Raw genomic sequence first — 25,110 nt, 5'->3', positions numbered from 1 at the left:
AGCGAATGAAAGATCGCTCTTTCATTCGCCGTGCTCAAACACCGACGCCGCCCGAGTTTTCGAAGGCCAGGGCGGCGCCGGTGGCGAATTCTGGGGACCGCCACGGCGACTGTCAACGCGCTAGGCGAGCCTCGAACCGAGCGGCTCCGCTTGAGCCCTCGGTCATGCAAGACCCTCAATTGCCCACGGAAGTACTTGATGAACAGGCCTCATACCCCCGCCGGTAACGAGACGCTGGCCGCACTCACGGCCTATAAAAGCGGCTTCTTCAACATCGGTCTGTTCTCGGCAGTGATCAACCTGCTGATGCTCGCCCCGGCGTTGTACATGTTGCAGGTGTACGACCGGGTGCTGGCGTCCGGCAACCAGATGACGCTGCTGATGCTGACGCTGATGATCCTCGGCATCTTCGGCCTGATGGGCGCATTGGAATGGGTGCGCAGCCAGGTGGTGATCCGCCTCGGCACGCAAATGGACATGCGCCTGAACCAGCGGGTGTACGACGCTGCATTCGAGGCGCAACTCAAGGGCGGCGTGCAGACTGCCGGCCAGGCCCTGAACGATTTGACCGCGCTGCGCCAGTTCGCCACCGGCAACGCGTTGTTCGCGTTTTTCGATGCGCCGTGGTTTCCGGTCTACCTGTGGGTGATTTTCATGTTCCACCCCTGGCTCGGTTTGCTGGCGCTGGGCGGCGCGGTATTGCTGGTGGCACTGGCGTGGATCAACCAGCACATTTGCCAGGCACCGATGACCCAAGCCAGTCAGCTGTCGATCAGTGCCAGCCAACAAGCCACCGCCCATTTGCGCAACGCCGAAACCATCGAAGCCATGGGCATGCTTGGCACGTTGCGCGAGCGCTGGTTCGGCCAGCATCAGGCGTTTCTGGCCCAGCAGAACCTGGCCAGTGAAAAGACCGCCGCCATCAGCGCCTGGTCCAAAGGCGTACGCCTGGCGTTGCAATCGTTAGTGTTGGGCCTCGGTGCGCTGCTGGCGGTGCAGGGCGAAATCACGCCGGGGATGATGATTGCCGGTTCAATCCTGATGGGCCGGGTGTTGAGCCCCATCGACCAGTTGATCGCGGTGTGGCGCCAATGGAGTTCGGCGCGCCTGGCGTACCAACGGTTGTCGGCGCTGTTGCAGGCCAACCCGGCGCGCCCGCCGCGCATGCCGTTGCCGACGCCCAAGGGTGAGCTGACGGTGGAACAACTGAGCGCTTGCGCACCGGGCAGCCGACGCCCGGCCCTGAGCAACCTGGGGTTCAGCTTGCCGGCCGGTCAGGTGCTGGGGGTGATCGGGCCGTCGGGTTGTGGCAAGTCGACACTCGCCCGGTTACTGGTAGGCGCCTGGAGTCCGGTGACCGGCAAGGTGCGTTTGGACGGCGCGGAACTGGCGCAGTGGGACAAGCAACAACTGGGGCCGCACATCGGTTATTTGCCCCAGGACATCCAGTTGTTCGCCGGCAGCATCGCCGACAACATCGCCCGGTTTGGCGCACTCGATTCGGACAAGGTCCTCGCCGCCGCGCAAATGGCCGGCGTGCATCAATTGATCCTGCAACTGCCCCAAGGCTACGACACGCAACTGGGCGAGGGCGGCGCCGGGTTGTCCGGTGGGCAGAAACAACGCATCGGCCTGGCCCGCGCGTTGTACGGCTTGCCGGCGCTGATCGTGCTCGACGAACCTAACGCCAATCTCGACGAAGCCGGTGAGCAGGCGTTGTTACAGGCCATCGCGGCCCTCAAGCAACAGCGTCGCACGCTGATCCTGATCACCCACAAACCCAACGTACTGAGCCTGACCGATCAGTTGATGATCCTGCGGGACGGCCAGTTGCAAGCGTTCGGGCCGACGGCGCGGGTGCTTGAGGCCTCGCAGAAAAGCAAGCCCGGCGCACCGGCCCCGGCAAGCAAACCGGTGTCGGGCGTGAACATGAGTTATCGGCTCGGCGTTGCCGCCAGCAGTGAAGGAAGCAAAGCATGAGTCAGCAACACGCGGCCGTCACACCGACCGTCCACGGTCCCCAGGCTTCGGCCAAGGTATTGGCGCTGGACCACACAGGGTATTCGCGGCTCGGCTGGTGGCTGGTGATCGGCGGGTTTGCCGGGTTTATCGCCTGGGCTGCCTGGGCGCCGCTGGACAAGGGCGTGGCGGTGTCCGGCAAGGTCATGGTCTCGGGCCACCGCAAAGCGGTGCAGCATCCCAGCGGCGGGGTGGTCGAGCGCATCGAGGTCAAGGACGGCGACCTCGTCAGCGCCGGGCAGGTGCTGATCCGTCTCAAGGAGACCCCGTTACGCACGCAGATGCAGTCGTTGCGTACCCAGTTCCTTGGCTCGCTTGCCAGCGAAGCGCGCTTGAATGCCGAACGCGACGGCGCAGCGAGCCTTGAGTTCGCCGCGGAACTGGTCGCGCTCAAGGATGACCCGCAGGCTGCCGCGACCATGGACCTGCAACGGCAGTTGTTCGGCAGTCGCCGCCAGGCATTGGCCATGGAGCAGCAGGGCATCGACCAGAGCATTGCCGGTTCCGAGGCGCAGTTGCGCGGGACTCGCGACTCCCAGGCCAGCAAGCTGTTGCAGCGCGACGCGTTGCGCGAACAGTTGCAAGGCCTGCGCGAACTGGCTCGCGACGGGTACATACCGCGTAATCGCTTGCTCGACAGCGAGCGGTTGCTGGCGCAGATCGAAGGGGCGATTTCCGAAGACTTCGGGCGCATCGGCCAGTTGCAGCGGCAGGTGCTGGAGATGCGGTTGCGCATTCGTCAGCTCACCGAAGAATTTCAGAAAGAGGTGCGCAGCCAGTTGGCTGACACCCGTATCCGCAGCGATGACTTGCGCAATCGCCTGGCCAGCGCCGAGTTCGAACTGGCCAACAGCCTGCTGCGCGCACCGGCCGCCGGAGTGGTCGTGGGGCTGGAGGTATTCACTGAGGGCGGGGTGATCAAACCCGGTCAGGCGCTGATGGAAATCGTCCCGCAGGGTGAGCCGCTGGTGGTGGAAGCGCGGGTACCGGTGCAGATGATCGACAAGGTTCACCCTGGCCTGCCGGTGGAGCTGATGTTCTCGGCGTTCAGCCAGAGCACCACGCCACGGGTGGTGGGGCAGGTCATGCTGGTGTCGGCTGACCGCCAGGTCGATGAGCGCACCGACGAGCCGTATTACACGCTGCGTGCCCAGGTCGGCGAGCAGGGCATGGCGCAACTGGCCGGGCTGCAGATTCGTCCCGGCATGCCGGTGGAAGCGTTCGTGCGCACGGGGGAGCGCTCGATGCTCAATTACCTGTTCAAGCCGCTGCTGGACCGCACGCACATGGCACTGGTGGAAGAATGAGCAGGGGCGTTTTACGTGTTGCAGTGCTGACGCTGTGCTGCGTCGGCACGCCAGCGGCTCAGGCCTTGGGATTGCTGGACGCCTATGACCTGGCGTTGCGCAATGATCCGACCTTTCAAGCGGCGATCGAGGAGCGCGCTGCCGGTGAAGAGCAGCGCATCATTGGTCGCGCCGGGCTGTTGCCGAGCCTGTCGTGGAACTACAACAATTCGCGCAATGAGTCCGAGGTCACCCAGGCGGATGTCAGCAAGGACCGCGACTACCGCAGCTACGCCTCGACCCTGACCCTGCAACAACCGCTGCTGGACTATGAAGCCTACGCACGCTTTCGTCAGGGCGCCGCGCAGGCGTTGTTCGCCGATGAGCGTTTTCGCAGCAAGAGCCAGGAATTGGCCGTGCGATTGCTCGGGGCCTACAGCCAGGCGTTGCTGGCGCAGGAGCGGATTGAACTGAGCCGGGCGCAAAAGCGTGCGTACGCCGAGCGCTTGCAACTCAATGAACGCTTGCTTCAGGGCGGTGAGGGCACCCGCACCGATCTGCTGGAAACCAAGGCCCGCCTGAGCCTGGCCCAGGCCGAGGAAATCGAAGCCCTGGACGTGCAGGACGCGGCACTGCGTGACCTGCAAGCCATCGTCGGGCAACCCTTGCAGATCGAAGAACTCGACCCGTTGGTTCGTCAGTTCGACATCCAGCCGTTGCAGCCCAACCGCTTCGAGAGCTGGCGCGACCTGGCCATCGCCCACAACCCGGAACTGGCCTCCGAGCAGCACGCTTTGAGCATTGCCGAATACGAAGTGGAGCGTAAGCGCGCCGGGCATTTGCCCAAGGTCAGCCTGTACGCCAGCAGCCGTCAGACCCGCTCGGATTCGGAAAGCACCTACAACCAGAAGTACGACACCAACAGCGTCGGGGTTCAGGTCAGCCTGCCCTTGTTTGCTGGTGGTTCAGTGTCGGCATCGACCCGGCAGGCAGCACGTCAACTGTCCCAGGCGCAGTTTGAGCTGGATGCCAAAACCGCCAGCACCCTGACCGAGTTGCGCAAGCAGTTCAACCTGAATACCAGTGGCGCGGCGCGTATCAGCGCTTATGAGATGGCGGTCGAGTCGGCAACGGCGCTGGTGACCGCGACCCAGAAAAGCGTGCGCGGCGGCGAGCGGGTCAACCTGGACGTGCTGGACGCCGAGCAACAACTGTTCAGCGCCCGCCGCGATCTGGCCGACGCCCGCCACGCATATTTGCTGGCGCGGATTCAGCTCAAGTATTACGCCGGGCTGCTTGATGACCGGGACTTACAGACGTTGGCCGGGTATTTCCAACCGGTCGGTTGATACCTTCCATCGCGGGCTTGCCCTGATGCCAGCAAACCGCCCTTGTAGGCGCGGGGGATAAGGCCGCAATGCAAACAGCCGTCACGAGGACGGCTGTTTGGGTGTTGCGTGCAGGCGACTCAGCGCCGGGTCAACAAGACCCCGGATTCCATGTGGTGCGTCCACGGGAACTGGTCGAACATCGCGCAGCGGGTGATGCGGTGCGTGTCGTGCAACTGGGCGATGTTGGCTGCCAGTGTCTCGGGGTTGCACGAGATGTACAGGATGTTCTCGAAGCGCCGGGTCAGCTCGCAGGTGTCCGGGTCCATGCCGGCGCGAGGCGGGTCGACGAACACGCTACCGAACTGGTAGCTCTTCAGGTCGATGCCGTGCAGGCGACGGAACGGGCGGACTTCGTTCAGTGCTTCGGTCAGCTCTTCAGCGGACAACCGCACCAGCGTGACGTTATCCACCGCGTTTTCGCTGAGGTTGCTCAGCGCAGCATTCACCGAGGTCTTGCTGATCTCGGTGGCCAACACTTTGCGCACGCGGGTTGCCAGCGGCAGGGTGAAGTTGCCGTTGCCGCAGTACAACTCCAGCAGATCATCCGAACGCTCGCCGAGGGCGTCATACGCCCAGTTCAGCATCTTCTGGTTCACCGTGCCGTTGGGCTGGGTGAACGCGCCTTCGGGCTGGCGATAGCTGAACGTGCGACCACCGACCTCGAGTTTCTCGACCACGTAATCATGGCCGATCACTTCGCGCTTGCCCTTGGAGCGACCGATCACGCTGACGTTCAGGTCTGCGGCCAGTTTCGACGCCGCCGCGTGCCAGTGCTCGTCCAGCGGTCGGTGATAACACAGGGTGATCATCGCGTCGCCGGCCAGGGTGGTCAGGAACTCCACCTGAAACAGCTTGTGGCTCAGGGCGGCGCTGGCCTGCCAGGCAGCCTTGAGTTGCGGCATCAACTGGTTGATGCGCAGGCTTGCGATCGGGAATTCTTCGATCAGGATCGGCGTGCGTTTGTCTTCCTGGGAAAACATTGCATAGTGACGCTCGCCGGCTTCACGCCACAGGCGAAATTCGGCGCGCAGGCGAAAGTTCGCCAACGGTGAGTCGAACACTGAAGGTTCTGGAGCATCGAACGGCGCGAGCAGGTCACGCAAACGCGTGACCTTTTCTTCGAGCTGGACGGCGTAAGCCTGGGAATCGAATGTCATGCGGCGAACCAACCCAACTTGATCACAAACAGAATCGACAGGATCACCAGCGCCGGGTTCAGTTCACGGCCACGGCCGGACAGCAACTTGATTGCGGTCCAGGCAATGAAACCGAAGGCGATACCGTTGGCGATGGAGTACGTGAACGGCATGGCCAGGGCGGTCACCACCACCGGCGCGGCAACAGTAATGTCATCCCAGTCTATTTCCGCCAGGCCCGAAGTCATCAGCACGGCGACGAACAGCAGGGCAGGCGCGGTGGCGAATGCCGGAACGCTGCCCGCCAGTGGCGCGAAGAACAGTGCCAGCAGGAACAGAATGGCGACGACCACCGCGGTCAGACCAGTACGGCCACCGGCGCTGACGCCTGCTGCCGACTCGATGTAGCTGGTGGTGGTCGAGGTGCCCAGCAGGGAGCCGGCCATTGCGGCAGTACTGTCGGCGATCAGCGCACGGCCCATTTTCGGCATGTGGCCGTCCTTGCCCATCAGGCCGGCGCGCTTGGCGACGCCGATCAGGGTGCCGGAGTTGTCGAACAGGTCGACGAACAGGAAGGCGAAGATCACGCTGACCAGGCCGATGTCCAGTGCGCCCATGATGTCCAGTTGCAGGAAGGTCGGCGCCAGCGAAGGTGGCATCGACATCACGCCGTTGAACGGGGTGAAGCCCAGCGCGATGGATACGATGGTCACGCTCAGGATGCCGATCAGCACCGCGCCGCGCACTTTCAGGGCTTCCAGGGCAACGATCAGCGCAAAGCCCAGGGTGGCGAGGATCGGTGCCGGTTTTTTCAGGTCACCCAAGCCGACCATGGTCGCCTGGTTGCTGACCACGATGCCGGCGTTGTGCAGGGCGATCAGCGCCAGGAACAGGCCGATACCGGCCGCAATCGCCGAGCGCAGCGGCAGCGGGATGCTGTTGATGATCCACTCGCGGATGCGGAAGATCGACAGCAGGAAGAACAGCACCGCCGAAATGAACACCGCGCCCAGCGCCACTTGCCAGGTGTGGCCCATGTGCAGGACCACGGTGTAGGTGAAGAAGGCGTTCAGGCCCATGCCCGGCGCGAGTGCGATCGGGTAGTTGGCGATCAGGCCCATGACGGTCGAGCCGATGGCTGCCGCCAGGCAGGTTGCGACAAACACCGCGCCCTTGTCCATGCCGGTCTCGCCGAGGATGCTCGGGTTGACGAACAGAATGTAGGCCATGGCCAGGAAGGTCGTGATACCCGCAAGAATCTCGGTACGCACGTTGGTGTTGTGTGCCTTGAGTTGAAACAGCCTTTCCAGCATGTCTGCTCCCCGTGGCGCGCCTTGCGCCGTGAATGTATCGACCTGAACAGCAAAGCACAGACCGCCATGGGCGCCTGATAATTTTCTGTTGGCCGGAAAAAGCCGCGCATCATACCAGCAGCGTGCGGCTATGGCTGCTTATGGCTGTGATCGTCGGCGATGTTTTGCCACGAAGTGGACTGGGGCATACTGCGCGCAGGTTTTGGGGAGCGTTATGGACGGTATAAAGAGCAGGATCATTCTGGCCCTGGGCGTGTGCAGCGCCCTGTTAATGGGCGCACCAACGGCCTCGGCTGCCTCGGCTGCGCCATTGAGCGAGGTCAAGGTGCTCAAGGTCGAATCGCCCGGCTGCGGCTTTGAAGACATCGAAGAGGGGCAGGCGCAGACGCGTTGCGATCACGCCGGTGCCAGCATCAAGGTCTACGTGCTGGAGATGGGCTACGGCCGCATGCCCCACGTCGGGCTGGACGGTTTCGAAATCGATGGCACCCGAACACGGGTCTGCGCCTTCGATAACGGCAACCTGACCGAGTGCACCGGCAACAGCAAGATTGTCGGTTACCTGTACATCTTCGATCTGGCCGGCAAGCAGCAAGGCACGTTCACCTTCAGCAACACCTCACTCAACGCGCCGGGCAACACTCTGTCGACTCAGCTCTACATCAAGTGATCGCGAGGCGGTAACGAGGGCTACGCTTTAAGGATCACTTGGTGGAGTCTGCCCATGACCTTTAGAGCCCTGATCACCCTCGCCGAAGGCATCGACGACCTGCAAAGCGTGACCCTGATCGACGTGCTGCGTCGTGCCAAGGTCGAAGTGGTGGTGGCGAGCGTCGAGTCGCGACGCATGCTGACCTGCGCTCGCGGCACCCGGTTGACCGCCGATGCCATGCTGGTCGACGTGCTGGCGCAACCGTTCGACCTGATCGTCCTGCCCGGTGGCGTCGTCGGCGCGCAGCACCTGGCCGCTCATCAACCGCTGCAACAACTGCTCAAGGATCAAGCCGCTGCCGGTCGCCGGTACGCCGGCATTGCCGAAGCCCCGGCGGTAGCGCTGCAAGCCTTCGGTGTACTGCGCCAGCGGCGCATGACCTGCCTGCCATCGGCAAGCCATCAGTTATCCGGCTGTACCTTCGTCGACCAACCGGTGGTGGTCGACGGCACGTGCATCACTGCCCAGACCTCGGCCGCCGCGTTGTCGTTTGCCCTGATGCTGGTGGAACAGGTGTGCGGCAAGGCCCGACGAGCGGCGGTGGCGGGGGAGATGGGGGTTTAATCGGCCTCAGGGTTTCGCTTCATCCACCGGTACAGGCATGCGGTCGCTAGAGGTTTCAGCCAATGGCCACGGTGAGCATCTGAAACCCGCTGGCGGTAAACACCCGTGCCAGCCAGAACGCAATGAAAGGGCGATGAAGACGCAACAGCAGCGGGGCTTCGGTGAGCATCGGCAGGCTGGCCTGAGCGTGGGAGAAACCGGGATTATCACCAAGCTGTAACCAGAAGTTGCAGAGGCTGGGAGTTTAGTTAGCTAGACATCAAATGAAACGGGGCTCCGCGCCCCAGGGCCTCGAAAAAATCCGTGAGACAACCTGTCACGCGACAAAAGACCACACAGTTCGGCCCTGAAAATGGGACTACTCTTTCAGCGTTGATTGATCCAGGTCAACAAGCTTTGCGCGGTGGGCCGGATTCCCTGCGTCGTGATGGAAAAAGAACGGACTCCAATCACCACACTCCATAACCGTGGGGGCAGTGGATGCAGGTCACGAGCCTGCAGCCGGTATTACCTGACAGAGGAAGACTTATGTTCGGTTTGGAGGCACTTGATCTCGCCCGAATTCAGTTCGCGTTCACCATCTCGTTCCATATCCTGTTCCCCGCCATCACCATCGGTCTGGCGAGTTACCTGGCGGTGCTTGAAGGCTTGTGGCTGAAAACAAACAACAACACCTACCGTGACCTGTACCACTTCTGGTCCAAGATCTTTGCCGTGAACTTTGGCATGGGTGTGGTTTCCGGTTTGGTCATGGCCTATCAGTTCGGCACCAACTGGAGCCGATTCTCGGACTTCGCCGGTTCCGTCACAGGTCCCTTGCTGACCTATGAAGTGCTCACGGCCTTTTTCCTTGAAGCCGGATTCCTGGGCGTCATGCTGTTTGGCTGGAACAAGGTGGGGCGCAAGCTGCACTTTTTCGCCACGGTCATGGTCGCCATCGGTACGTTGATTTCGACCTTCTGGATTCTCGCGTCCAATAGCTGGATGCAGACCCCGCAGGGCTACGAAATCGTCAACGGCCAAGTAATCCCGGTGGACTGGATCGCGGTGATTTTCAACCCGTCGTTCCCGTACCGCCTGATGCACATGGCGACCGCCGCGTTTGTGGCCACGGCCTTCTTCGTCGGTTCGTCGGCGGCCTGGCACTTGCTGCGCGGTCGGGACAACCCGGCCATCCGCACCATGCTGTCGATGGCCATGTGGATGGCACTGATTGTGGCGCCTATCCAGGCAGTGATCGGCGACTTCCATGGCCTCAATACACTCAAGCACCAACCGGCAAAAATTGCGGCGATCGAGGGCCACTGGGAAAACCACGGCGACGAACCGACGCCGCTGATCCTGTTCGGCTGGCCGGACATGAAAGAAGAGAGAACCAAGTACGCGGTCGAAATTCCGTACCTGGGCAGCCTGATCCTGACGCACTCGCTGGACAAGCAAGTACCGGCCCTCAAGGAATTCCCGCCTGAAGACCGGGCGAATTCGACCATCGTGTTCTGGTCGTTCCGGATCATGGTCGGCCTGGGCATGCTGATGATCTTCACCGGTTTGTGGAGCCTGTGGCTGCGCAAGCGCGACCGGTTGTACGAGAACCGTGCCTTCCTGCATCTGGCCTTGTGGATGGGCCCGTCCGGCCTGATCGCGATTCTCGCTGGTTGGTTCACCACTGAAATCGGCCGTCAGCCGTGGGTCATCTACGGGGTGATGCGCACCGCAGATGCTTCGTCCGGGCACAGCGTGGTGCAGATGAGCATCACCCTGGTGCTGTTTGTCGTGGTGTATTTCTCGCTGTTCGGTGTTGGCCTGGGCTACATGATGCGCCTGGTGCGCAAAGGGCCGAAGATCGACGAAGGTGCCGAGCCGAGCCATGGTGGCCCTGGTCAGCAACGTACGCCGGCCCGTCCGCTTTCCGCTGCCGATGATGGCACCGAAGGTGATCACAGCCACAGCCTGAACAAGGGGAATTGAGTCATGGGTATTGATCTTCCGCTGATCTGGGCCGTGATCATCATCTTCGGCATCATGATGTACGTGGTCATGGACGGTTTTGACCTGGGCATCGGGATTCTCTTCCCGTTCATCAAAGGTAAAAGCGACCGCGACGTGATGATGAACACCGTCGCTCCGGTCTGGGACGGTAATGAAACCTGGCTGGTACTGGGTGGCGCGGCGTTGTTCGGCGCCTTCCCGCTGGCCTATTCGGTGGTGTTGTCGGCGTTGTACCTGCCGTTGATCCTGATGCTGGTCGGCTTGATCTTTCGCGGCGTGGCCTTCGAGTTCCGCTTCAAGGCCAAGGACGACAAGGTTCACATCTGGGACAAGGCGTTTATCGGTGGCTCGATCACCGCGACCTTCTTCCAGGGCGTGGCCCTCGGTGCGTTTATCGATGGTTTCAAAGTGGTCGATCGGCAGTTCGCCGGCGGTTCACTGGACTGGCTGACGCCATTCACGATGTTTTGCGGCGTGGCGTTGGTGGTGGCGTATGCGCTGCTCGGCTGCACCTGGCTGATCATGAAGACCGAAGGCAAGTTGCAGGAACAGATGCACAACCTGGCGCGACCGCTGGCGTTCGTGGTGTTGGCGGTGATCGGTATCGTCAGCCTCTGGACGCCGCTGGCCCATGCCGAGATTGCCGCACGCTGGTTCACCCTGCCTAACCTGTTCTGGTTCCTGCCGGTGCCGATCCTGGTGTTGGTGACCATGTACGGATTATTGCGCGCGGTGGCACGCAATGCTCATTACACGCCGTTCCTGCTGACGCTGGTGTTGATCTTCCTGGGTTACAGCGGGCTGGGTATCAGCCTGTGGCCGTATATCGTGCCGCCGTCGATCACCATCTGGGACGCCGCCGCACCGCCGCAAAGCCAGGGCTTCATGCTGGTCGGCACGCTGTTCATCATTCCGTTCATCCTGGGCTACACCTTCTGGAGCTACTACGTGTTCCGCGGCAAGGTGACTCACGAAGACGGTTATCACTAGTCACACGATGACGGCGCGAGCCTTGGGCTTGCGTCGATGACTCAGAGGAGATTTGCATGATGGCCGGTAAACCTGACTTGCAGGAAATCGAAGCGGCTGAGAAGAAGCCGCTTTGGCAGCGACTCGGCTGGCTGGCCGGGATCTGGGTCGGCAGTGTCCTGGCGCTGTTTGTGGTGGCGAGCCTGATGCGCCTGTTCATGAACGCGGCAGGCCTGAGCACTCACTGAAACACCGGACTTCCCATCCCGTTGCCTTGCGGCACGGATTTATAACCCTCCTGACCAGGAGGGTTTTTTTTGCCTGCTACCTGCTGGAATTTGCTCGCGATGACGATCCTCAGGGCGCCATCGCAAGCAAACCATGCACCCGCGTAACGATGTGAGTCAGCTTTACTTGCGGGCCTTGAGAATGACGAATTTCGGGGTGGCCGCCACCTGTTCCACTCCCCGGAACAGCCTTGCCAGTTTGCTGTGATAACCCAGGTGCCGGTTGCCGACGATGTACAGTGCGCCACCGACCACCAGGGCTTCGCGGGCCTGCTGGAACATCCGCCAGGCCAGGAAATCACCGACCACTTGTTGCTGGTGGAACGGCGGGTTGCACAGCACCACGTCCAGCGACAGCGGCTCCTGACCGGCCAGGCCATCGGCGGCGCGGACAATGACATCGCGTTCCCCGAAAGCGGCGCGCCAGTTTTCAGCGGCCGATTGCACGGCCATGAACGATTCGTCCACCAGCGTGTACTGTGCGTCGGGGTTTTGCAGGGCGCTGGCGATGGCCAGCACGCCGTTGCCGCAACCGAGGTCGGCGACCCGTGCGTTGCCCAGGTTCGTCGGCAGGTGTGGCAGGAAGGCTCGCGTGCCGATGTCCAGGCCTTCACGGCAGAACACGTTGGCATGGTTGAGCAGTTCGATGGCGGGTTGGTCGAGGGTGTAGCGCGTCGGGTAGGGCGACACGGCCGGTGTTTGGGTGTGTGGCGTGGCGATCAGCAGCCGGGCTTTTTTTACCGCCAGTGACGCTTGAACCGGGCCAATGTAGCGCTCCAGCAAGTCGCCAGCCGCACGCGGCAGGTGTTTGATCATGGCACTGGCGATAACTTGAGCGCCGGGGGCCAGTTGGTCTTGCAGGCGGATCAGTTGTTCTTCGAGCAGGGCCAGGGTTTTCGGCACCCGGATCAGCACGCGATCGAAGGGGCCGGCGAGTCGTTCGCTGGCCGGCACACTGGGCACTGCGTCAAACGCCAGGCCATTGCGCACGAGGTTCTTTTCCAGGCCTTGAAGCGCCAGGAAAGAGTCGCTGCTGCTGGTGACCTGGAGCTTTCCGGCCAGGCTGGCCGCCAGCGCGCCGAAGCTGTCATTGAGCACCAGGACACGTGTCGTCGCTGTCGGTTGCTGTTCGGCCAGATAGTTGAGCAGGTATTCGTCCGCCGCGTCGAAGGCTTGCAGCGGTTCGTTCTGCTGTTCGGGCTGGCGAATCAGGTCGAGTTGGGCGAAAGCGGTGTCGAGCAGGGGCATGGTGCGGGGACTCTGGATGATCAACGAATGTCCCGGGCGCATGCTGGATGCTGGCGGGACTGCCTGAGTGGACTTCGACGCGGGTTCTTGTGCGTCATCACCCAACAGGACCGCAAATGGTACGTTTTTTTACCTTGGATTACTTGCAGGTTTTACTGCGCGTAAGCCTGGAGGGCGGATCCTGTGGTGTTCAGTCGTCTCAGATCATTCCGGTCATGGCGGCGCGTACGACGGCCGAGATTTTGTTGGAGACGCCCAGTTTCTTGATGGAGCTGTTGACGTGAAAGTTCACCGTTCGCTCTGTGAGGTTGAGGATAGTGGCAATCACTGCCGCTGTTTTGCCTTCTGCGGACCATTTCAGGACCTCGACTTCTCGGGGCGACAGTCGCGTGATGTCGTGGCAGGCAGGTTTATCCCGCTTGAGCTTCTCGGTCGCCAGTGAGTGCAGTTTCTGGCTGATGAACACCGCGTAGCCAAAGTTTTCATAGAGCTCATATGCCGACACTGCCAGGTGGCTACGGGCGATACTCAACATCCCGCACATACCGTTTTTTACGTCATGCACCGGTTGTGACCAGCCGTGCTGCAATCCTTGTATCTGCAAGGCGATCCAGAGCTCCGGTGTTTTTGAAAAAACACTGTCTTCCCAGAGAATAGGGAGCATTGACTGGTTGCAATGAGCCACTAGTGGGTCTGTGGCTTCGTAGTTGTGGTGGTCGTATTGTTTGTTCCAGTTGTGGGGGTAGTTATTCATCCTCAGCGTGTGCAACGGATTGTTGCAATTAAGGGAGGTTATTGAAAAAGCACAATATTCGAAGCCGAGGTTGTTAACAAAATTGAGTGCCATGTCATAAGCCGCGTCGATCTTCGTCTCGTGAGCCAGCTGCTTGAGTTGAGATTCTCTCCATCTGTCCATAGTCACTCTCCAAGAGTGTTGCCTCTGCGTGTCGCGGATCCAATCTCGACACGGAAGCGAGTGTAGGATAAGTCTTACGCTATGGGTGGGATTATTTTGCTCTGATGAATATCGCTGGCGGTATAAAAAAGTTTATATTGCGAATACAAGAGCTTAGTAATTTGGATTTTAGTTGCCAGGTAGCGAACTCTAAAATATGTACGATTCAGTGAGTGATGATTCAGTCGTAAATACCACTATAAAGGTGAGGTTTTTCTCTCGGCGGGTTTGCGTGACACTAGAGGGACCTGAACACCGGAGCGCCCCATGACCGCCAGTGCAGAAAAATTCACCCGCCAGACATTGCTCGACGTACAGCCTTTGACGCCCAGCCTGTTTACCCTGCGCACCACAAGGGATGCGGGTTTTCGTTTCCGCGCCGGGCAGTTCGCCCGCCTGGGCGTAACCAAGGCCTGCGGCAGTACGGTCTGGCGTGCCTATTCCATGGTGTCTTCCCCCTATGACGACTTTCTGGAGTTCTTTTCCATTGTCGTGCCCGGGGGCGAGTTCACCAGCGAACTGAGTCGTCTGGGTGAGGGCGATACCCTGATGGTGGAGCGTCAGGCGTTCGGTTTTCTGACCCTGGACCGTTTTGTCGATGGTCGTGACCTCTGGTTATTGTCCACTGGTACGGGCATCGCGCCGTTTCTGTCGATCCTGCAGGACTTCGAGGTCTGGGAAAAGTTCGAGCGGATCATTCTGGTCTACAGCGTGCGTGAAGCCCGTGAACTGGCTTATCAGGCACTGATCAGTGGCCTGGCAGAGCGCGATTACCTGGCAGAGTACGCACATAAGTTGCAATTCATCGCCACGGTCACGCGTGAGGACCACCCCGGCGCGTTGAACGGGCGGATTACCCACCTGATCGAGAATGGCGAGCTGGAGCAGGCCGCGGGCGTCGCCCTGACGGCTGAGCACTCGCGGATCATGCTGTGTGGCAACCCGCAGATGATCGATGACACGCGTCATCTGCTCAAACAGCGAGGCATGCACCTGAGCCTCAGCCGTCGTCCTGGCCACGTTGCGGTAGAAAACTACTGGTAAAAAAACGGCGCCCCGAGGGCGCCGTTTTTCAGGTTTTATTCCCGCTTAAGGCCGATTGTTCTGGGCCTTGAGCAGGTCGCGGATCTCTCCCAGCAACTCTTCTTCCTTGGTCGGAACCGGTGGCAGGGTTGGCGCCACGGCTTCTTCGCGTTTCAGGCGGTTGATGGCTTTCACACCCATGAAAATCGCGAACGCGACGATCAGGAAATCAATGATGCTCTGGATGAATTTACCGTAGGCCAGCACCACGGCCGGGGCCTCACCCTGCGCGGCTTTGAGCGTGACCGCGAGGTCCGCGAAGTCCACCCCACCGATCAGCAGACCGATTGGCGGCATGACGACATCACCGACAAACGACGACACGATCTTGCCGAACGCGGCGCCGATGATGATACCGACGGCCATGTCGACCACATTCCCTTTGACCGCGAAGGCCTTGAACTCACTTAGCACGCCCATAGGTTATTCCTTGTTACAGATGAGGTTGGTGAACGCAGTGTAAATCAGCAGTCCGGGTCTTGCTCGACACAACGGCTGACAACGTTCGCAGTTATCGACCCTCGTTCCGGCAAATAGTTTTCAAAGTGCCATCATTCGCGCGCGATTTACGTGCCAAGCCTCTGATAGGCCAGCATAAAATCTCAATCGGCACGGTGTGTTCTTTCTATTTATATTTTGACTCCCCGGTCACTAGCCTCTGTTCAGCGCATCTGGATGCGCTCCATAAAACCAGAGGATTTCGACATGACCACCACCCTTGGCCGAGGGACTTTCCCCCATCGCCGCACATGGGGTCTTTTGACCGCCAGCCTGTTGTCCTGCTCCGTCCACGCCGCCACCCTGACCCGGGACAATGGCGCCGCCGTGGGCGATAACCAGAACTCGCAAACCGCCGGCGCTACCGGCCCGGTGCTGTTGCAGGACGTGCAACTGCTGCAGAAGTTGCAGCGTTTCGACCGTGAACGGATACCCGAGCGTGTGGTGCATGCACGGGGGACGGGCGCTCACGGCAGCTTTACCGTGACTAACGATCTCAGTGACCTGACGAAGGCCAAGGTGTTTGCCGCAGGCCAGACGACACCGGTCTTCGTGCGATTCTCAGCCGTGGTGCACGGTAACCATTCCCCGGAAACCCTGCGCGATCCTCGTGGTTTTGCCACCAAGTTCTACACCGCGGACGGTAACTGGGACCTGGTGGGCAACAATTTTCCGACCTTTTTCATTCGCGATGCCATCAAGTTTCCGGACATGGTCCACGCTTTCAAGCCGGACCCGCGCACCAACCTCGACGACGATTCACGTCGCTTCGACTTTTTCTCCCATGTACCTGAAGCCACGCGCACCCTGACCGAGCTGTATTCCAACGCCGGCACACCGGCCAGTTATCGGGAAATGGACGGTAATGGTGTTCATGCTTACAAGTTGATCAATGCCAAAGGCGAAGTGCACTACGTAAAGTTTCATTGGAAGAGTTTGCAGGGGATTAATAACCTCGATCCAAAAGCCGTTAGCAACGTTCAGGGTAAAGATTACAGTCATATGACAAATGACTTGGTGGCTCATATTAATAAAGGCGACTTTCCAAAGTGGGACTTGTACATTCAGGTTGTCAATTCGCAAGACCTGTACAAGTTTGATTTCGATCCATTGGACGCTACCAAGGTCTGGCCAGGTATTGCTGAACGAAAAGTTGGACAAATGGTGCTCAACCGTAATCCGGCGAATGTGTTTCAGGAGACCGAACAAGTTGCCATGGCACCGGCCAATTTAGTGCCAGGTATTGAACCCTCGGAAGATCGTTTGTTGCAGGGGCGAGTGTTCTCGTATGCCGATACCCAACTGTATCGCCTGGGGGCCAATGCCTTGCAGTTGCCGATCAATGCGCCAAAGGTCGCGGTGAACAACGGCAATCAGGACGGTGCGATGAACATCGGTCACAGCAGCACGGGTGTGAACTATCAGCCGAGCCGCCTGGAGCCACGTGAAGAACCGCAGGCGGCGCGCTACAGCCAGTCGATCCTGGCGGGCAGCACCCAGCAGGCGAAAATCCAGCGAGAGCAGAACTTCAAGCAGGCCGGCGATTTGTATCGTTCGTTCAGCCAGAAGGAGCGCAGTGACCTGATCGAAAGCTTCGGCGGCTCGCTGGCGATGACCGATGACGAGAGCAAGCACATCATCCTGTCCTTCCTTTATAAGGCAGACCCGGAGTACGGCACGGGTGTGACCAAAGTCGCCAAGGGTGATCTGAACCGCGTCAAAGCCCTCGCGGCCAAGCTGGCGGACTGATCCAGCAGCCACCCACCGGGCCACGCGCAGGTGTCGTGCGCGTGGCCTCTGGAGCACTTGTCATGAGAATTTTTCTTGGTTTGTTTTGGGTGGCGCTGTCGATCAGCGCTCACGCCGAGTCGGGCACGCCTTCTTCAATGAAGGCCCAACTGCAGGATTATTACTTCGACGCCGCCCGCCGGGGTGACGTGCCGATGCTCGACACTTTCATCGAGGCGGGTTACTCCCTTGATACCCGTGACAACAAGGGTTACACCGCGTTGATTCTGGCGGCTTATCACGGCCAGGGCGATGCCGTGGAACGCTTGCTGGGTGCGGGGGCGGACGCTTGTGCCCAGGACCATCGCGGCAACACCGCGCTGATGGGCGCGATCTTCAAAGGTGAAGTGCAGATCGCCCGACGCCTGTTGGCTGCTGATTGCAGCCCGGACCAGCGTAACGGCGCCGGCCAGACTGCCGCGATGTACGCCGGTCTGTTCAAACGGGTGGAGTTGCTTGACGCCTTGACCGCCAAGGGGGCCGACCTCAATGCCGAGGATTCGCTGGGTAACAGCGCCGCGCGTCTGGCTACCGGGCAAATCCGTACGGCGGTGCCGCGCTGAACGTGTCCGGCTGAGCTATCATCGCGGTTTTTTCCTGGGAGTTCAGATGGCCAAGGCAAAGCGCATGTACGGCTGCACCGAGTGCGGTTCGACCTTCCCCAAGTGGGCCGGCCAATGCGGCGAATGCGGGGCCTGGAACACCCTGACCGAAACCATGGTGGAAAGCGGCGGTGCTGCGCCACCCAGCGGTCGTACCGGTTGGGCCGGGCAGCAGGCGCAGATCAAGACCCTGGCCGAAGTCAGCGTCGAAGAGATTCCGCGTTTTTCCACCGCCTCCGGTGAACTGGACCGCGTCCTGGGCGGCGGTCTGGTGGACGGTTCGGTGGTGCTGATTGGTGGTGATCCGGGCATTGGCAAATCGACCATCCTCCTGCAAACCCTGTGCAACCTGGCCACTCGCATGCCGGCGCTCTACGTCACCGGCGAAGAGTCCCAGCAGCAAGTGGCCATGCGCGCCCGGCGCCTGGGCTTGCCCCAGGACCAGTTGCGGGTGATGACCGAAACCTGCATTGAAACCATCATCGCCACCGCACGGGTAGAAAAGCCCAAGGTCATGGTGATCGATTCGATCCAGACGATTTTTACCGAGCAACTGCAATCTGCTCCCGGTGGCGTGTCCCAGGTCCGCGAAAGTGCGGCGTTGCTGGTGCGTTATGCCAAACAAAGCGGCACGGCGATTTTCCTGGTTGGCCACGTGACGAAAGAAGGCGCGTTGGCAGGGCCGCGGGTGCTGGAGCACATGGTCGACACCGTGCTGTATTTCGAAGGTGAGTCCGATGGTCGCCTGCGTTTGTTGCGGGCAGTGAAAAACCGTTTCGGCGCGGTCAATGAGTTGGGCGTGTTCGGCATGACCGACAAGGGCCTGAAGGAAGTCTCTAACCCATCGGCGATTTTTCTCACGCGGGCCCAGGAAGAAGTGCCGGGCAGTGTGGTGATGGCGACGTGGGAAGGCACGCGTCCGATGCTGGTGGAGGTTCAGGCGCTGGTGGACGACAGCCACCTGGCCAACCCGCGCCGCGTAACGCTGGGGCTCGATCAAAACCGCCTGGCCATGCTGCTGGCGGTGCTGCACCGCCACGGCGGCATTCCGACCCACGATCAGGACGTGTTCCTCAACGTGGTGGGTGGGGTCAAGGTGCTGGAAACCGCGTCCGACCTGGCATTGATGGCGGCGGTGATGTCCAGTTTGCGCAACCGGCCGCTGCCCCACGACCTGCTGGTGTTTGGTGAGGTCGGGTTGTCTGGCGAAGTGCGGCCGGTGCCAAGCGGTCAAGAGCGCTTGAAAGAAGCCGCCAAGCATGGCTTCAAACGCGCCATCGTACCCAAGGGCAACGCCCCGAAAGAGGCGCCAGCGGGGTTGAAGATCATTGCGGTTACCCGTTTGGAGCAAGCCCTCGACGCACTGTTCGAGTAGTTTTCACTAGGTTTCGATCAAGGCCCCCAGCTCGCGCTCAAGTTCGTCCTGGTCGCCAAGATTGAGTTCGATCAGGCGTCGCAGGCGGCTGACGGACTCCAGGCTGATGTAGCGGCAAACGAAGCCGAGCTGGCGGTCATTGTCATGGGACAGTTGGATGTCCATGCGAATTTCGGCTTCGTTGCTCAAGTGAATCTCGACCGAAAACATCTTCTTGCTGTCCCCCAGCCAAGGCTCGGGGCGCTCGATCAGCAGGCCCTTGAGTGACAAATCGATCAGCCTTACCGGCCAGATGCAATTGCCCTGGCTCAGCTCGGTTCGGGCATCGAACGCAATACGTTTGAAGCGGCGGCGATTGGCAGGGTGGTCGCTCATGGCGCGGTCCTCTGGTTGTTCGCTGACTATAGACCCGCATCTGCACAGGCTGCCACTACAGCGATGGCGCTAGACCAACGTCGAGCTATGGTCTTTATCGCCACTAGCGCTAAACTCGGGGTGGCTGTCTTTCTTGTCCACCCTGGCTGGATTAAAAAAATGAAAAATAATAATAGCCTGCTACGCCATCTACCCTGGCTGCTGCTGGCAATCGTAGGCGCGTGCGCCCTGGGCGTCGTGGCCTTGCGCCGAGGCGAGGCGATCAACGCCTTGTGGATTGTGGTCGCGGCAGTGGCCATTTACCTGGTTGCATACCGTTACTACAGTCTGTTCATCGCCAACAACGTGATGCAACTGGACGCGCGTCGGGCCACCCCCGCCGTCATCAATAACGACGGTCTGGACTACGTCCCCACCAACAAACACATTCTGTTCGGACACCACTTCGCGGCCATTGCGGGCGCGGGGCCTTTGGTCGGTCCGGTCCTGGCGGCGCAGATGGGCTACCTGCCCGGTACGCTTTGGCTGATCGCAGGCGTAGTGTTGGCCGGTGCCGTTCAGGACTTCATGGTCCTGTTCATGTCCACCCGCCGCAACGGCCGTTCACTGGGCGACATGGTCCGTGAAGAAATGGGCCGCATCCCCGGGACCATCGCGCTGTTTGGCTGCTTCCTGATCATGATCATCATCCTCGCGGTGCTGGCGCTGATCGTGGTCAAGGCGCTGGCCGAGAGCCCGTGGGGCATCTTTACGGTGATGGCGACCATCCCGATCGCGATGTTCATGGGCATTTACATGCGCTACATCCGCCCGGGCCGCATCGGTGAAATCTCGGTCATCGGCGTGTTGCTGTTGCTCGGTTCCATTTGGCTGGGCGGGCAGATTGCCGCCGATCCGGTGTGGGCCAAGGCGTTCAGTTTCACCGGGATCCAGATCACCTGGATGCTGATTGGCTACGGCTTCGTGGCGGCGGTGTTGCCGGTCTGGCTGATCCTCGCACCGCGTGACTACCTGTCGACCTTCCTGAAAATCGGCACCATCATCGCCCTGGCAATCGGCATCCTGGTGACCATGCCCGAGCTGAAAATGCCGGCACTGACCCAGTTCATCGACGGCACTGGGCCGGTGTGGAAGGGCGGTCTGTTCCCATTCCTGTTCATCACCATCGCCTGCGGCGCGGTCTCGGGTTTCCACGCACTGATTTCTTCGGGCACCACGCCGAAGCTGCTGGATAACGAAACCAACGCCCGTTACATCGGCTACGGCGGCATGCTGATGGAATCCTTCGTGGCCATCATGGCAATGGTTGCCGCTTCGGTGATCGAGCCAGGCGTGTACTTCGCCATGAACAGCCCGGCCGCAGTGGTCGGTGGTGACGTGGTGGCGGTGGCGCAAACCGTCAGCAGTTGGGGTTTTGCGATTACACCCGAGGCCCTGCAAGCGGTGGCCCATGACATTGGTGAAACCACGATCCTGGCTCGCGCCGGTGGCGCACCGACCCTGGCCGTCGGCATCGCGCAGATCCTGCACAGTGTCCTGCCGGGTGAAAACACCATGGCATTCTGGTACCACTTCGCGATCCTGTTCGAAGCGCTGTTCATCCTGACCGCCGTCGATGCTGGCACCCGTGCCGGTCGATTCATGCTGCAGGACTTGCTTGGCTCCTTCGTACCGGCGCTCAAGCGCACTGAGTCCTGGACCGCCAACCTGATCGCGACCGCTGGTTGTGTAGCGATGTGGGGTTACCTGCTGTACCAAGGCGTGATCGACCCACTCGGTGGCATCAACACCTTGTGGCCACTGTTCGGTATCTCCAATCAGATGCTGGCCGGTATCGCGCTGATGCTTGGCACGGTTGTGCTGATCAAAATGAAACGCCAACGCTACATCTGGGTGACCTTGCTGCCAGCGGTCTGGCTGCTGATCTGCACCACCACCGCAGGCTTCATCAAGCTGTTCGACGCCAACCCAGCGATCGGCTTCCTGTCGCTGGCCAAGAAATACAGCGATGCCCTGGCCAACGGTCAGATCCTCGCCCCGGCCAAGGACATCAACCAGATGCAGCACGTGATCTACAACGCGTACACCAACGCAACGCTGACGGCGCTGTTCCTGTTCGTGGTGTTCAGCATCCTGTTCTATGCGCTCAAGGTCGGTATTTCCGCCTGGGGCACGAAAGAGCGTACGGATAAAGAATCGCCATTCCAGGCGCTGCCAGACGCGTAATCGAGGATTGCAACCATGTTCAATGACCTGAGTCGCCTCGGTAAATACCTCGGTCAGGCCGCGCGCCTGATGGTCGGCATGCCCGACTACGACACCTACGTCGAGCATATGCAAACCAAACACCCGGACAAACCGGTGATGAGCTACGAAGCGTTCTTTCGGGAACGCCAGGAAGCCCGTTACGGTGGCAAGGGTGGGCCCAAGTGCTGTTGACCTGAGGTCAGGTTGACGCAATTCCCCTTGTGGGAGCGGGCTTGCTCGCGAAAGCGGTGTGTCATTCAACATCAATGTCGACTGACACGGCCCCTTCGCGAGCAAGCCCGCTCCCACATTTGTTTTGTGTTGTTTTCTTATTGTGTGAAACAGGAGATTCCAGTTGTCTTCTCCCATTCCGGTAACGATCCTGAGCGGCTTTCTCGGCGCGGGTAAAACCACGCTGCTGCGCCACCTGCTCAAAGCCGAGCACGGCCTGAAAATTGCCGTGATCGAAAACGAATTCAGTGATGCCGGCATCGACACTCAACTGTTGGGCGATGAACCGGTTCAAGTCATGACACTGTCTAACGGCTGCGTCTGCTGCACCATTCACACCGATCTGACCAAGGCGCTGTACCTGCTGCTGGAACGTCTGGACAGCGGCGAAATCACCTTCGACCGTCTGGTGATTGAATGCACTGGTCTGGCCGATCCGGCGCCGGTGGCACAAACCTTTTTCATCGATGAAGAGCTGCGCGAGCGCTACCTCCTCGACGGCATTATTACCCTGGTCGACGCCGCTCACGCCGAGCATCACCTGACCCAGACCATCGCCCAGGCACAGATCGGTTTTGCCGACCGCTTGCTGGTGAGCAAACGCGATCTGGTGGACGAAGCGACCTTCGAGGCGCTGAGCGAACGCCTGACCCGTATCAACCGTCGTGCGCCGATCCGCGTGGTCGAGCACGGCAACATCGACCTGGCGCAATTGCTCGATGTGCGCGGGTTCAATCTGAACGCCGATCTGGGCGGTGGTGTGAGTTTGCGCCCGGTGAGCAAGGCACCCTCCATTGACCGCATCGCAAGCCTGGTGCTGCGCACCGACAAACCGCTGGATATCGACAAACTCAGCGAGTTCATGAACGAACTGCTGGAAGACCACGGCAAGCAACTGCTGCGTTACAAGGGCGTGCTGAACATCGTGGGCGAACCGCGTCGGATGGTGTTCCAGGGCGTGCTGAAGCTGTATGGCTTCGACTGGGATACCGAGTGGGGAGAGGGCGAACCACGCGAAAGCGTGATTGTGTTTATTGCCGATGATTTGCCGGAAGAGAAAATTCGCCAAGGGTTTGCGCGGGTGGTGGCTGATTAGGACTATTCGGTGGCAAGCCTTGCTCCAGCGCGATTGCATGTGAGGCTTGCCCGGGATGACGTTCTAATCGGCAATACGGTTCTGGCCGGTGAGCGATTGCGGATTCAGCAATGTCTCCTCCAACCAACTGACCGCGCAAACAGGCTGCTTTACGCTGTATCGCGATCTGGAAGGTGCGTGCTGAGAATGTTCAGATTGAACGTGACAGCATCATCCATACCAATGTCGGCAATATAAGAGAAAGGTGAGCCGCGCACTTTCATTCCGCCAATAAACCCACCATCCCTGGCTTTGAGTTTTAGTCGGTGACGGTTGCCCTTCAAGTTGTCCAGGGTCACAACGTTATTGTCTTGGTTAAATAGGTCGAATGCGGTCAATTTGTTAAGGTTTCGATCTACCGCTCCCAGGATGTTGTTTGTGCTTTTACTTAAGCGCCATGAAGGGAGATGAGGCTCATTGTCCAGGATGTAGATTTCATAACCTTCGGATGTGTACCAAAAGTACAGTTTCAATTGTGCGATAACACCAATATCTGCGTTGGGGCGAGAGCCCAGTAACCTTGAGTCGTCACGCGGCTGTACGCGGCCACTGAAGACGCCGCCACTGCCCATGGTCGGGTGTGAGATGGCCGGTTTGCCGTGGAGAGTGGCGAGCAGGTTCAACGTTCTGTGGGGTATTTCAAGGTTGGCGCTGAAGGACTTCTGATGGGATGGGGTCATGAAAAAAATCTCGAAGGTTGATAGTTTGGTTAGTTTGGTTAGTTTGGTTTTCCTAAGTTTCGAGCTAAAGATTAAGTTATTTTTTGTGGGGCGTGTTTGTGCGTGTATTTCAAAACATTGGTGGCGTGGATGAATTGCTTTGTTTGAAGTAATTCAGTGGGGGACTTTAAGTGAAGATTGGTAATGAAGGGTTTCGAGCTCTGGAGTGATGCTGGACTTAAAGAGTGGCGGTTGCATGAGCTGAGTGCAACACGGTTATTGAACTGAAGCAGGAGTCTCATGTTGCAAGCCCATGAGCTGAGTAAATACCTCGGTCGGACACAGTCAGTTAAATCGCTTGGGTGGTCGGATGTTCAGCAAATCCGCAAACTTATCCAGCTCCTTGCGCAACTCTCCGACGGGCATCGCATAGATCGCTTTATAAATGGTTTCCCGGAAAACGTAGGCTTCTTCGAAATTGATCTTCATGACGCGCGTCTTGCCCGCGATGTGTTCTGGAGAAAAGCGTTCTTGAAGCAAATGAAGCACCTGCTCGAAGCGGTCATTGCCCAGAGCCAATTTTCTGGCCGGGCGGCAAACTTTACGGCGCTCGCGAGTATGAGCCTGTGCAGCGTGGGCAACGTATCCCCCATTAAGGGATCGATTACGACGTAACTCGCGGCTGATCGTACAGAGCCTAAAATCTTGACATTGCCGGACCTGGATCGTGGCGCGTTCTTCGACGCTGAGTTCTGTATAGGACATGGTGGCACCTTACCGGAGGGTGAGGTGTTGCACTCAATTTTTGCGGCCGCCGAGTTAATATTTCTCCCTATTCTTTCTGAGCAGATATTGCCGTGCTCGGCTTAAATGTTTACTGCGTGTGTTAAGTGCGGCGGATAACTGATTCAGATTGTCTTTCAGAAAGGGAGGTTGGAGGGGGTTGTAAGTTACATTTGGTCCGATTTCTAAACTTTCATTATTTCATTTGGGTGATAAGGTTTTTGGGCGCCGGTGTTGGCGTCAACTTATTTAGTCTGGAGAAATATATGGAAGAGCAAATCATGGACCTGTCGGGAGAGTTCGACGCGGAGTTTGAAGCCTACGTAAACGCAGGCGACAGCCAGATGGCCGGCGCAGAGGTCATGGCGACCACCGTGTCGTGCGGAACCCTGGGCTGCACTGTTATCGGTTGCTAAGCCGGTCGTTCTGTATGGCGAGTCATTGACTCGCCATTTTTGTTAAAGG

Annotated in this window: 23 protein-coding genes and 2 pseudogenes; 16 read left to right on the top strand and 9 right to left on the bottom strand. The window is 59.6% G+C overall.

Translation table 11 applies throughout. The features are described from left to right. The first annotated feature begins 198 nt into the window (after positions 1 to 198). Genes AC1Z1G_RS23360 through AC1Z1G_RS23350 form a run of 3 tightly spaced genes read left to right on the top strand, consistent with a single transcriptional unit; the run spans position 199 to position 4,654 of the window. Complete coding sequence (locus AC1Z1G_RS23360; protein WP_483622651.1) at positions 199 to 1,980, top strand: type I secretion system permease/ATPase; 1,782 nt, start codon at positions 199 to 201, stop codon at positions 1,978 to 1,980. After that, positions 1,977 to 3,326, top strand: coding sequence for an HlyD family type I secretion periplasmic adaptor subunit (locus AC1Z1G_RS23355; protein WP_483622650.1), 1,350 nt, complete (start codon positions 1,977 to 1,979; stop codon positions 3,324 to 3,326). Before AC1Z1G_RS23360 ends, AC1Z1G_RS23355 begins: the two co-directional genes overlap by 4 nt. Then, positions 3,323 to 4,654, top strand: a complete 1,332-nt coding sequence (locus AC1Z1G_RS23350; RefSeq protein ID WP_483622649.1) for a TolC family outer membrane protein — start codon at positions 3,323 to 3,325, stop codon at positions 4,652 to 4,654. The genes AC1Z1G_RS23355 and AC1Z1G_RS23350 overlap by 4 nt, the downstream gene beginning before the upstream one ends. Positions 4,655 to 4,773: 119 nt before the next feature. Here AC1Z1G_RS23350 and trmA read toward each other — a convergent pair whose 3' ends face one another. Both trmA and AC1Z1G_RS23340 read right to left on the bottom strand, forming a co-directional pair. After that, entirely contained in the window at positions 4,774 to 5,853 is a 1,080-nt protein-coding gene (gene trmA / locus AC1Z1G_RS23345) for a tRNA (uridine(54)-C5)-methyltransferase TrmA (protein WP_483622648.1), read from the bottom strand. Continuing rightward, on the bottom strand, positions 5,850 to 7,145 hold the full coding sequence (locus AC1Z1G_RS23340) for an NCS2 family permease (protein ID WP_483622647.1): 1,296 nt from the start codon (positions 7,143 to 7,145) through the stop codon (positions 5,850 to 5,852). Before AC1Z1G_RS23340 ends, trmA begins: the two co-directional genes overlap by 4 nt. A gap of 214 nt (positions 7,146 to 7,359) precedes the next feature. Here AC1Z1G_RS23340 and AC1Z1G_RS23335 point away from each other — a divergent pair, with 214 nt between their 5' ends. Next, complete coding sequence (locus AC1Z1G_RS23335; RefSeq protein WP_483622646.1) at positions 7,360 to 7,815, top strand: DUF4879 domain-containing protein; 456 nt, start codon at positions 7,360 to 7,362, stop codon at positions 7,813 to 7,815. Between the two features lie 54 nt (positions 7,816 to 7,869). Further along, entirely contained in the window at positions 7,870 to 8,421 is a 552-nt protein-coding gene (locus AC1Z1G_RS23330) for a DJ-1 family glyoxalase III (protein WP_483622645.1), read from the top strand. Positions 8,422 to 8,479: 58 nt separating this feature from the next. On the opposite strand, the pseudogene AC1Z1G_RS23325 reads toward AC1Z1G_RS23330, so the two are convergent. Further along, positions 8,480 to 8,590, bottom strand: a pseudogene (locus AC1Z1G_RS23325) (hypothetical protein); the annotation flags it as partial. A 359-nt stretch (positions 8,591 to 8,949) separates the two neighbouring features. Here AC1Z1G_RS23325 and AC1Z1G_RS23320 point away from each other — a divergent pair. From AC1Z1G_RS23320 to AC1Z1G_RS23310, 3 genes are read left to right on the top strand one after another with little or no spacing between them, the layout of a single operon-like run. After that, entirely contained in the window at positions 8,950 to 10,389 is a 1,440-nt protein-coding gene (locus tag AC1Z1G_RS23320; RefSeq protein ID WP_483622644.1) for a cytochrome ubiquinol oxidase subunit I, read from the top strand. Between the two features lie 3 nt (positions 10,390 to 10,392). Then, positions 10,393 to 11,400: a cytochrome d ubiquinol oxidase subunit II gene (cydB, locus tag AC1Z1G_RS23315; RefSeq protein ID WP_347902137.1), complete on the top strand. Its 1,008-nt coding sequence runs from the start codon at positions 10,393 to 10,395 to the stop codon at positions 11,398 to 11,400. A 59-nt stretch (positions 11,401 to 11,459) separates the two neighbouring features. Then, positions 11,460 to 11,627 (top strand): DUF2474 domain-containing protein, encoded by a 168-nt coding sequence (locus tag AC1Z1G_RS23310; RefSeq protein WP_347906283.1) that lies wholly within the window; start codon positions 11,460 to 11,462, stop codon positions 11,625 to 11,627. Positions 11,628 to 11,789: 162 nt separating this feature from the next. On the opposite strand, the gene AC1Z1G_RS23305 is transcribed toward AC1Z1G_RS23310, so the two are convergent. After that, positions 11,790 to 12,914, bottom strand: coding sequence for a methyltransferase (locus tag AC1Z1G_RS23305; protein ID WP_483622643.1), 1,125 nt, complete (start codon positions 12,912 to 12,914; stop codon positions 11,790 to 11,792). A 199-nt stretch (positions 12,915 to 13,113) separates the two neighbouring features. Continuing rightward, positions 13,114 to 13,830 (bottom strand): autoinducer binding domain-containing protein, encoded by a 717-nt coding sequence (locus tag AC1Z1G_RS23300; protein WP_483622642.1) that lies wholly within the window; start codon positions 13,828 to 13,830, stop codon positions 13,114 to 13,116. 306 nt (positions 13,831 to 14,136) lie between these two features. On the opposite strand from AC1Z1G_RS23300, the gene AC1Z1G_RS23295 reads away from it, so the two are divergent. Next, complete coding sequence (locus tag AC1Z1G_RS23295) at positions 14,137 to 14,913, top strand: ferredoxin--NADP reductase (protein WP_483622641.1); 777 nt, start codon at positions 14,137 to 14,139, stop codon at positions 14,911 to 14,913. Between the two features lie 45 nt (positions 14,914 to 14,958). Here AC1Z1G_RS23295 and mscL read toward each other — a convergent pair whose 3' ends face one another. Then, positions 14,959 to 15,372: a large-conductance mechanosensitive channel protein MscL gene (mscL, locus tag AC1Z1G_RS23290; RefSeq protein WP_483622640.1), complete on the bottom strand. Its 414-nt coding sequence runs from the start codon at positions 15,370 to 15,372 to the stop codon at positions 14,959 to 14,961. Positions 15,373 to 15,657: 285 nt separating this feature from the next. Here mscL and katB point away from each other — a divergent pair, with 285 nt between their 5' ends. The 3 genes from katB to radA all read left to right on the top strand — a co-directional run bounded on the left by katB (position 15,658) and on the right by radA (position 19,215). Then, positions 15,658 to 17,199 (top strand): catalase KatB, encoded by a 1,542-nt coding sequence (gene katB / locus AC1Z1G_RS23285; protein WP_483622639.1) that lies wholly within the window; start codon positions 15,658 to 15,660, stop codon positions 17,197 to 17,199. Positions 17,200 to 17,261: 62 nt separating this feature from the next. After that, a complete protein-coding gene (locus AC1Z1G_RS23280) occupies positions 17,262 to 17,801 on the top strand; it encodes an ankyrin repeat domain-containing protein (RefSeq protein ID WP_483622638.1) in 540 nt (179 codons plus the stop codon). A 46-nt stretch (positions 17,802 to 17,847) separates the two neighbouring features. After that, on the top strand, positions 17,848 to 19,215 hold the full coding sequence (gene radA, locus AC1Z1G_RS23275; protein WP_483622637.1) for a DNA repair protein RadA: 1,368 nt from the start codon (positions 17,848 to 17,850) through the stop codon (positions 19,213 to 19,215). A gap of 6 nt (positions 19,216 to 19,221) precedes the next feature. On the opposite strand, the gene AC1Z1G_RS23270 is transcribed toward radA, so the two are convergent. Next, complete coding sequence (locus AC1Z1G_RS23270; RefSeq protein WP_483622636.1) at positions 19,222 to 19,590, bottom strand: PilZ domain-containing protein; 369 nt, start codon at positions 19,588 to 19,590, stop codon at positions 19,222 to 19,224. A gap of 159 nt (positions 19,591 to 19,749) precedes the next feature. Between AC1Z1G_RS23270 and AC1Z1G_RS23265 the strand changes: the two genes are divergently transcribed. From AC1Z1G_RS23265 to yjiA, 3 genes are all read left to right on the top strand, one after another. Next, a complete protein-coding gene (locus AC1Z1G_RS23265) occupies positions 19,750 to 21,816 on the top strand; it encodes a carbon starvation CstA family protein (protein WP_347902125.1) in 2,067 nt (688 codons plus the stop codon). A gap of 15 nt (positions 21,817 to 21,831) precedes the next feature. Beyond that, positions 21,832 to 22,029 (top strand): YbdD/YjiX family protein, encoded by a 198-nt coding sequence (locus tag AC1Z1G_RS23260; protein WP_010448516.1) that lies wholly within the window; start codon positions 21,832 to 21,834, stop codon positions 22,027 to 22,029. 163 nt (positions 22,030 to 22,192) lie between these two features. Then, positions 22,193 to 23,164, top strand: a complete 972-nt coding sequence (yjiA, locus tag AC1Z1G_RS23255) for a GTPase (RefSeq protein WP_483622635.1) — start codon at positions 22,193 to 22,195, stop codon at positions 23,162 to 23,164. Positions 23,165 to 23,313: 149 nt separating this feature from the next. Here yjiA and AC1Z1G_RS23250 read toward each other — a convergent pair whose 3' ends face one another. Together AC1Z1G_RS23250 and AC1Z1G_RS23245 are read right to left on the bottom strand one after the other, a co-directional pair. Next, positions 23,314 to 23,883, bottom strand: coding sequence for a hypothetical protein (locus AC1Z1G_RS23250; RefSeq protein ID WP_483622634.1), 570 nt, complete (start codon positions 23,881 to 23,883; stop codon positions 23,314 to 23,316). A 375-nt stretch (positions 23,884 to 24,258) separates the two neighbouring features. Continuing rightward, positions 24,259 to 24,627, bottom strand: a pseudogene (locus tag AC1Z1G_RS23245) (transposase); the annotation flags it as partial. Positions 24,628 to 24,911: 284 nt separating this feature from the next. On the opposite strand from AC1Z1G_RS23245, the gene AC1Z1G_RS23240 reads away from it, so the two are divergent. Next, entirely contained in the window at positions 24,912 to 25,061 is a 150-nt protein-coding gene (locus tag AC1Z1G_RS23240) for a hypothetical protein (RefSeq protein WP_483622633.1), read from the top strand. Positions 25,062 to 25,110 lie beyond the last annotated feature (49 nt).

The organism is Pseudomonas sp. JL27(2026) (genome assembly GCF_056933555.1).
Note: the sequence above shows the minus strand (reverse complement) of the source record. Positions and strands in the feature narration are given on the sequence as shown.

What these genes read in the sequence shown, in the direction of transcription:
- AC1Z1G_RS23360 (WP_483622651.1), top strand. Translation starts at nt 199, where the DNA reads ATGAACAGGCCTCATACCCCCGCCGGTAACGAGACGCTGGCCGCACTC.
- AC1Z1G_RS23355 (WP_483622650.1), top strand. Translation starts at nt 1,977, where the DNA reads ATGAGTCAGCAACACGCGGCCGTCACACCGACCGTCCACGGTCCCCAG.
- AC1Z1G_RS23350 (WP_483622649.1), top strand. Translation starts at nt 3,323, where the DNA reads ATGAGCAGGGGCGTTTTACGTGTTGCAGTGCTGACGCTGTGCTGCGTC.
- trmA (WP_483622648.1), bottom strand. Translation starts at nt 5,853, where the DNA reads ATGACATTCGATTCCCAGGCTTACGCCGTCCAGCTCGAAGAAAAGGTC.
- AC1Z1G_RS23340 (WP_483622647.1), bottom strand. Translation starts at nt 7,145, where the DNA reads ATGCTGGAAAGGCTGTTTCAACTCAAGGCACACAACACCAACGTGCGT.
- AC1Z1G_RS23335 (WP_483622646.1), top strand. Translation starts at nt 7,360, where the DNA reads ATGGACGGTATAAAGAGCAGGATCATTCTGGCCCTGGGCGTGTGCAGC.
- AC1Z1G_RS23330 (WP_483622645.1), top strand. Translation starts at nt 7,870, where the DNA reads ATGACCTTTAGAGCCCTGATCACCCTCGCCGAAGGCATCGACGACCTG.
- AC1Z1G_RS23320 (WP_483622644.1), top strand. Translation starts at nt 8,950, where the DNA reads ATGTTCGGTTTGGAGGCACTTGATCTCGCCCGAATTCAGTTCGCGTTC.
- cydB (WP_347902137.1), top strand. Translation starts at nt 10,393, where the DNA reads ATGGGTATTGATCTTCCGCTGATCTGGGCCGTGATCATCATCTTCGGC.
- AC1Z1G_RS23310 (WP_347906283.1), top strand. Translation starts at nt 11,460, where the DNA reads ATGGCCGGTAAACCTGACTTGCAGGAAATCGAAGCGGCTGAGAAGAAG.
- AC1Z1G_RS23305 (WP_483622643.1), bottom strand. Translation starts at nt 12,914, where the DNA reads ATGCCCCTGCTCGACACCGCTTTCGCCCAACTCGACCTGATTCGCCAG.
- AC1Z1G_RS23300 (WP_483622642.1), bottom strand. Translation starts at nt 13,830, where the DNA reads ATGGACAGATGGAGAGAATCTCAACTCAAGCAGCTGGCTCACGAGACG.
- AC1Z1G_RS23295 (WP_483622641.1), top strand. Translation starts at nt 14,137, where the DNA reads ATGACCGCCAGTGCAGAAAAATTCACCCGCCAGACATTGCTCGACGTA.
- mscL (WP_483622640.1), bottom strand. Translation starts at nt 15,372, where the DNA reads ATGGGCGTGCTAAGTGAGTTCAAGGCCTTCGCGGTCAAAGGGAATGTG.
- katB (WP_483622639.1), top strand. Translation starts at nt 15,658, where the DNA reads ATGACCACCACCCTTGGCCGAGGGACTTTCCCCCATCGCCGCACATGG.
- AC1Z1G_RS23280 (WP_483622638.1), top strand. Translation starts at nt 17,262, where the DNA reads ATGAGAATTTTTCTTGGTTTGTTTTGGGTGGCGCTGTCGATCAGCGCT.
- radA (WP_483622637.1), top strand. Translation starts at nt 17,848, where the DNA reads ATGGCCAAGGCAAAGCGCATGTACGGCTGCACCGAGTGCGGTTCGACC.
- AC1Z1G_RS23270 (WP_483622636.1), bottom strand. Translation starts at nt 19,590, where the DNA reads ATGAGCGACCACCCTGCCAATCGCCGCCGCTTCAAACGTATTGCGTTC.
- AC1Z1G_RS23265 (WP_347902125.1), top strand. Translation starts at nt 19,750, where the DNA reads ATGAAAAATAATAATAGCCTGCTACGCCATCTACCCTGGCTGCTGCTG.
- AC1Z1G_RS23260 (WP_010448516.1), top strand. Translation starts at nt 21,832, where the DNA reads ATGTTCAATGACCTGAGTCGCCTCGGTAAATACCTCGGTCAGGCCGCG.
- AC1Z1G_RS23250 (WP_483622634.1), bottom strand. Translation starts at nt 23,883, where the DNA reads ATGACCCCATCCCATCAGAAGTCCTTCAGCGCCAACCTTGAAATACCC.
- AC1Z1G_RS23240 (WP_483622633.1), top strand. Translation starts at nt 24,912, where the DNA reads ATGGAAGAGCAAATCATGGACCTGTCGGGAGAGTTCGACGCGGAGTTT.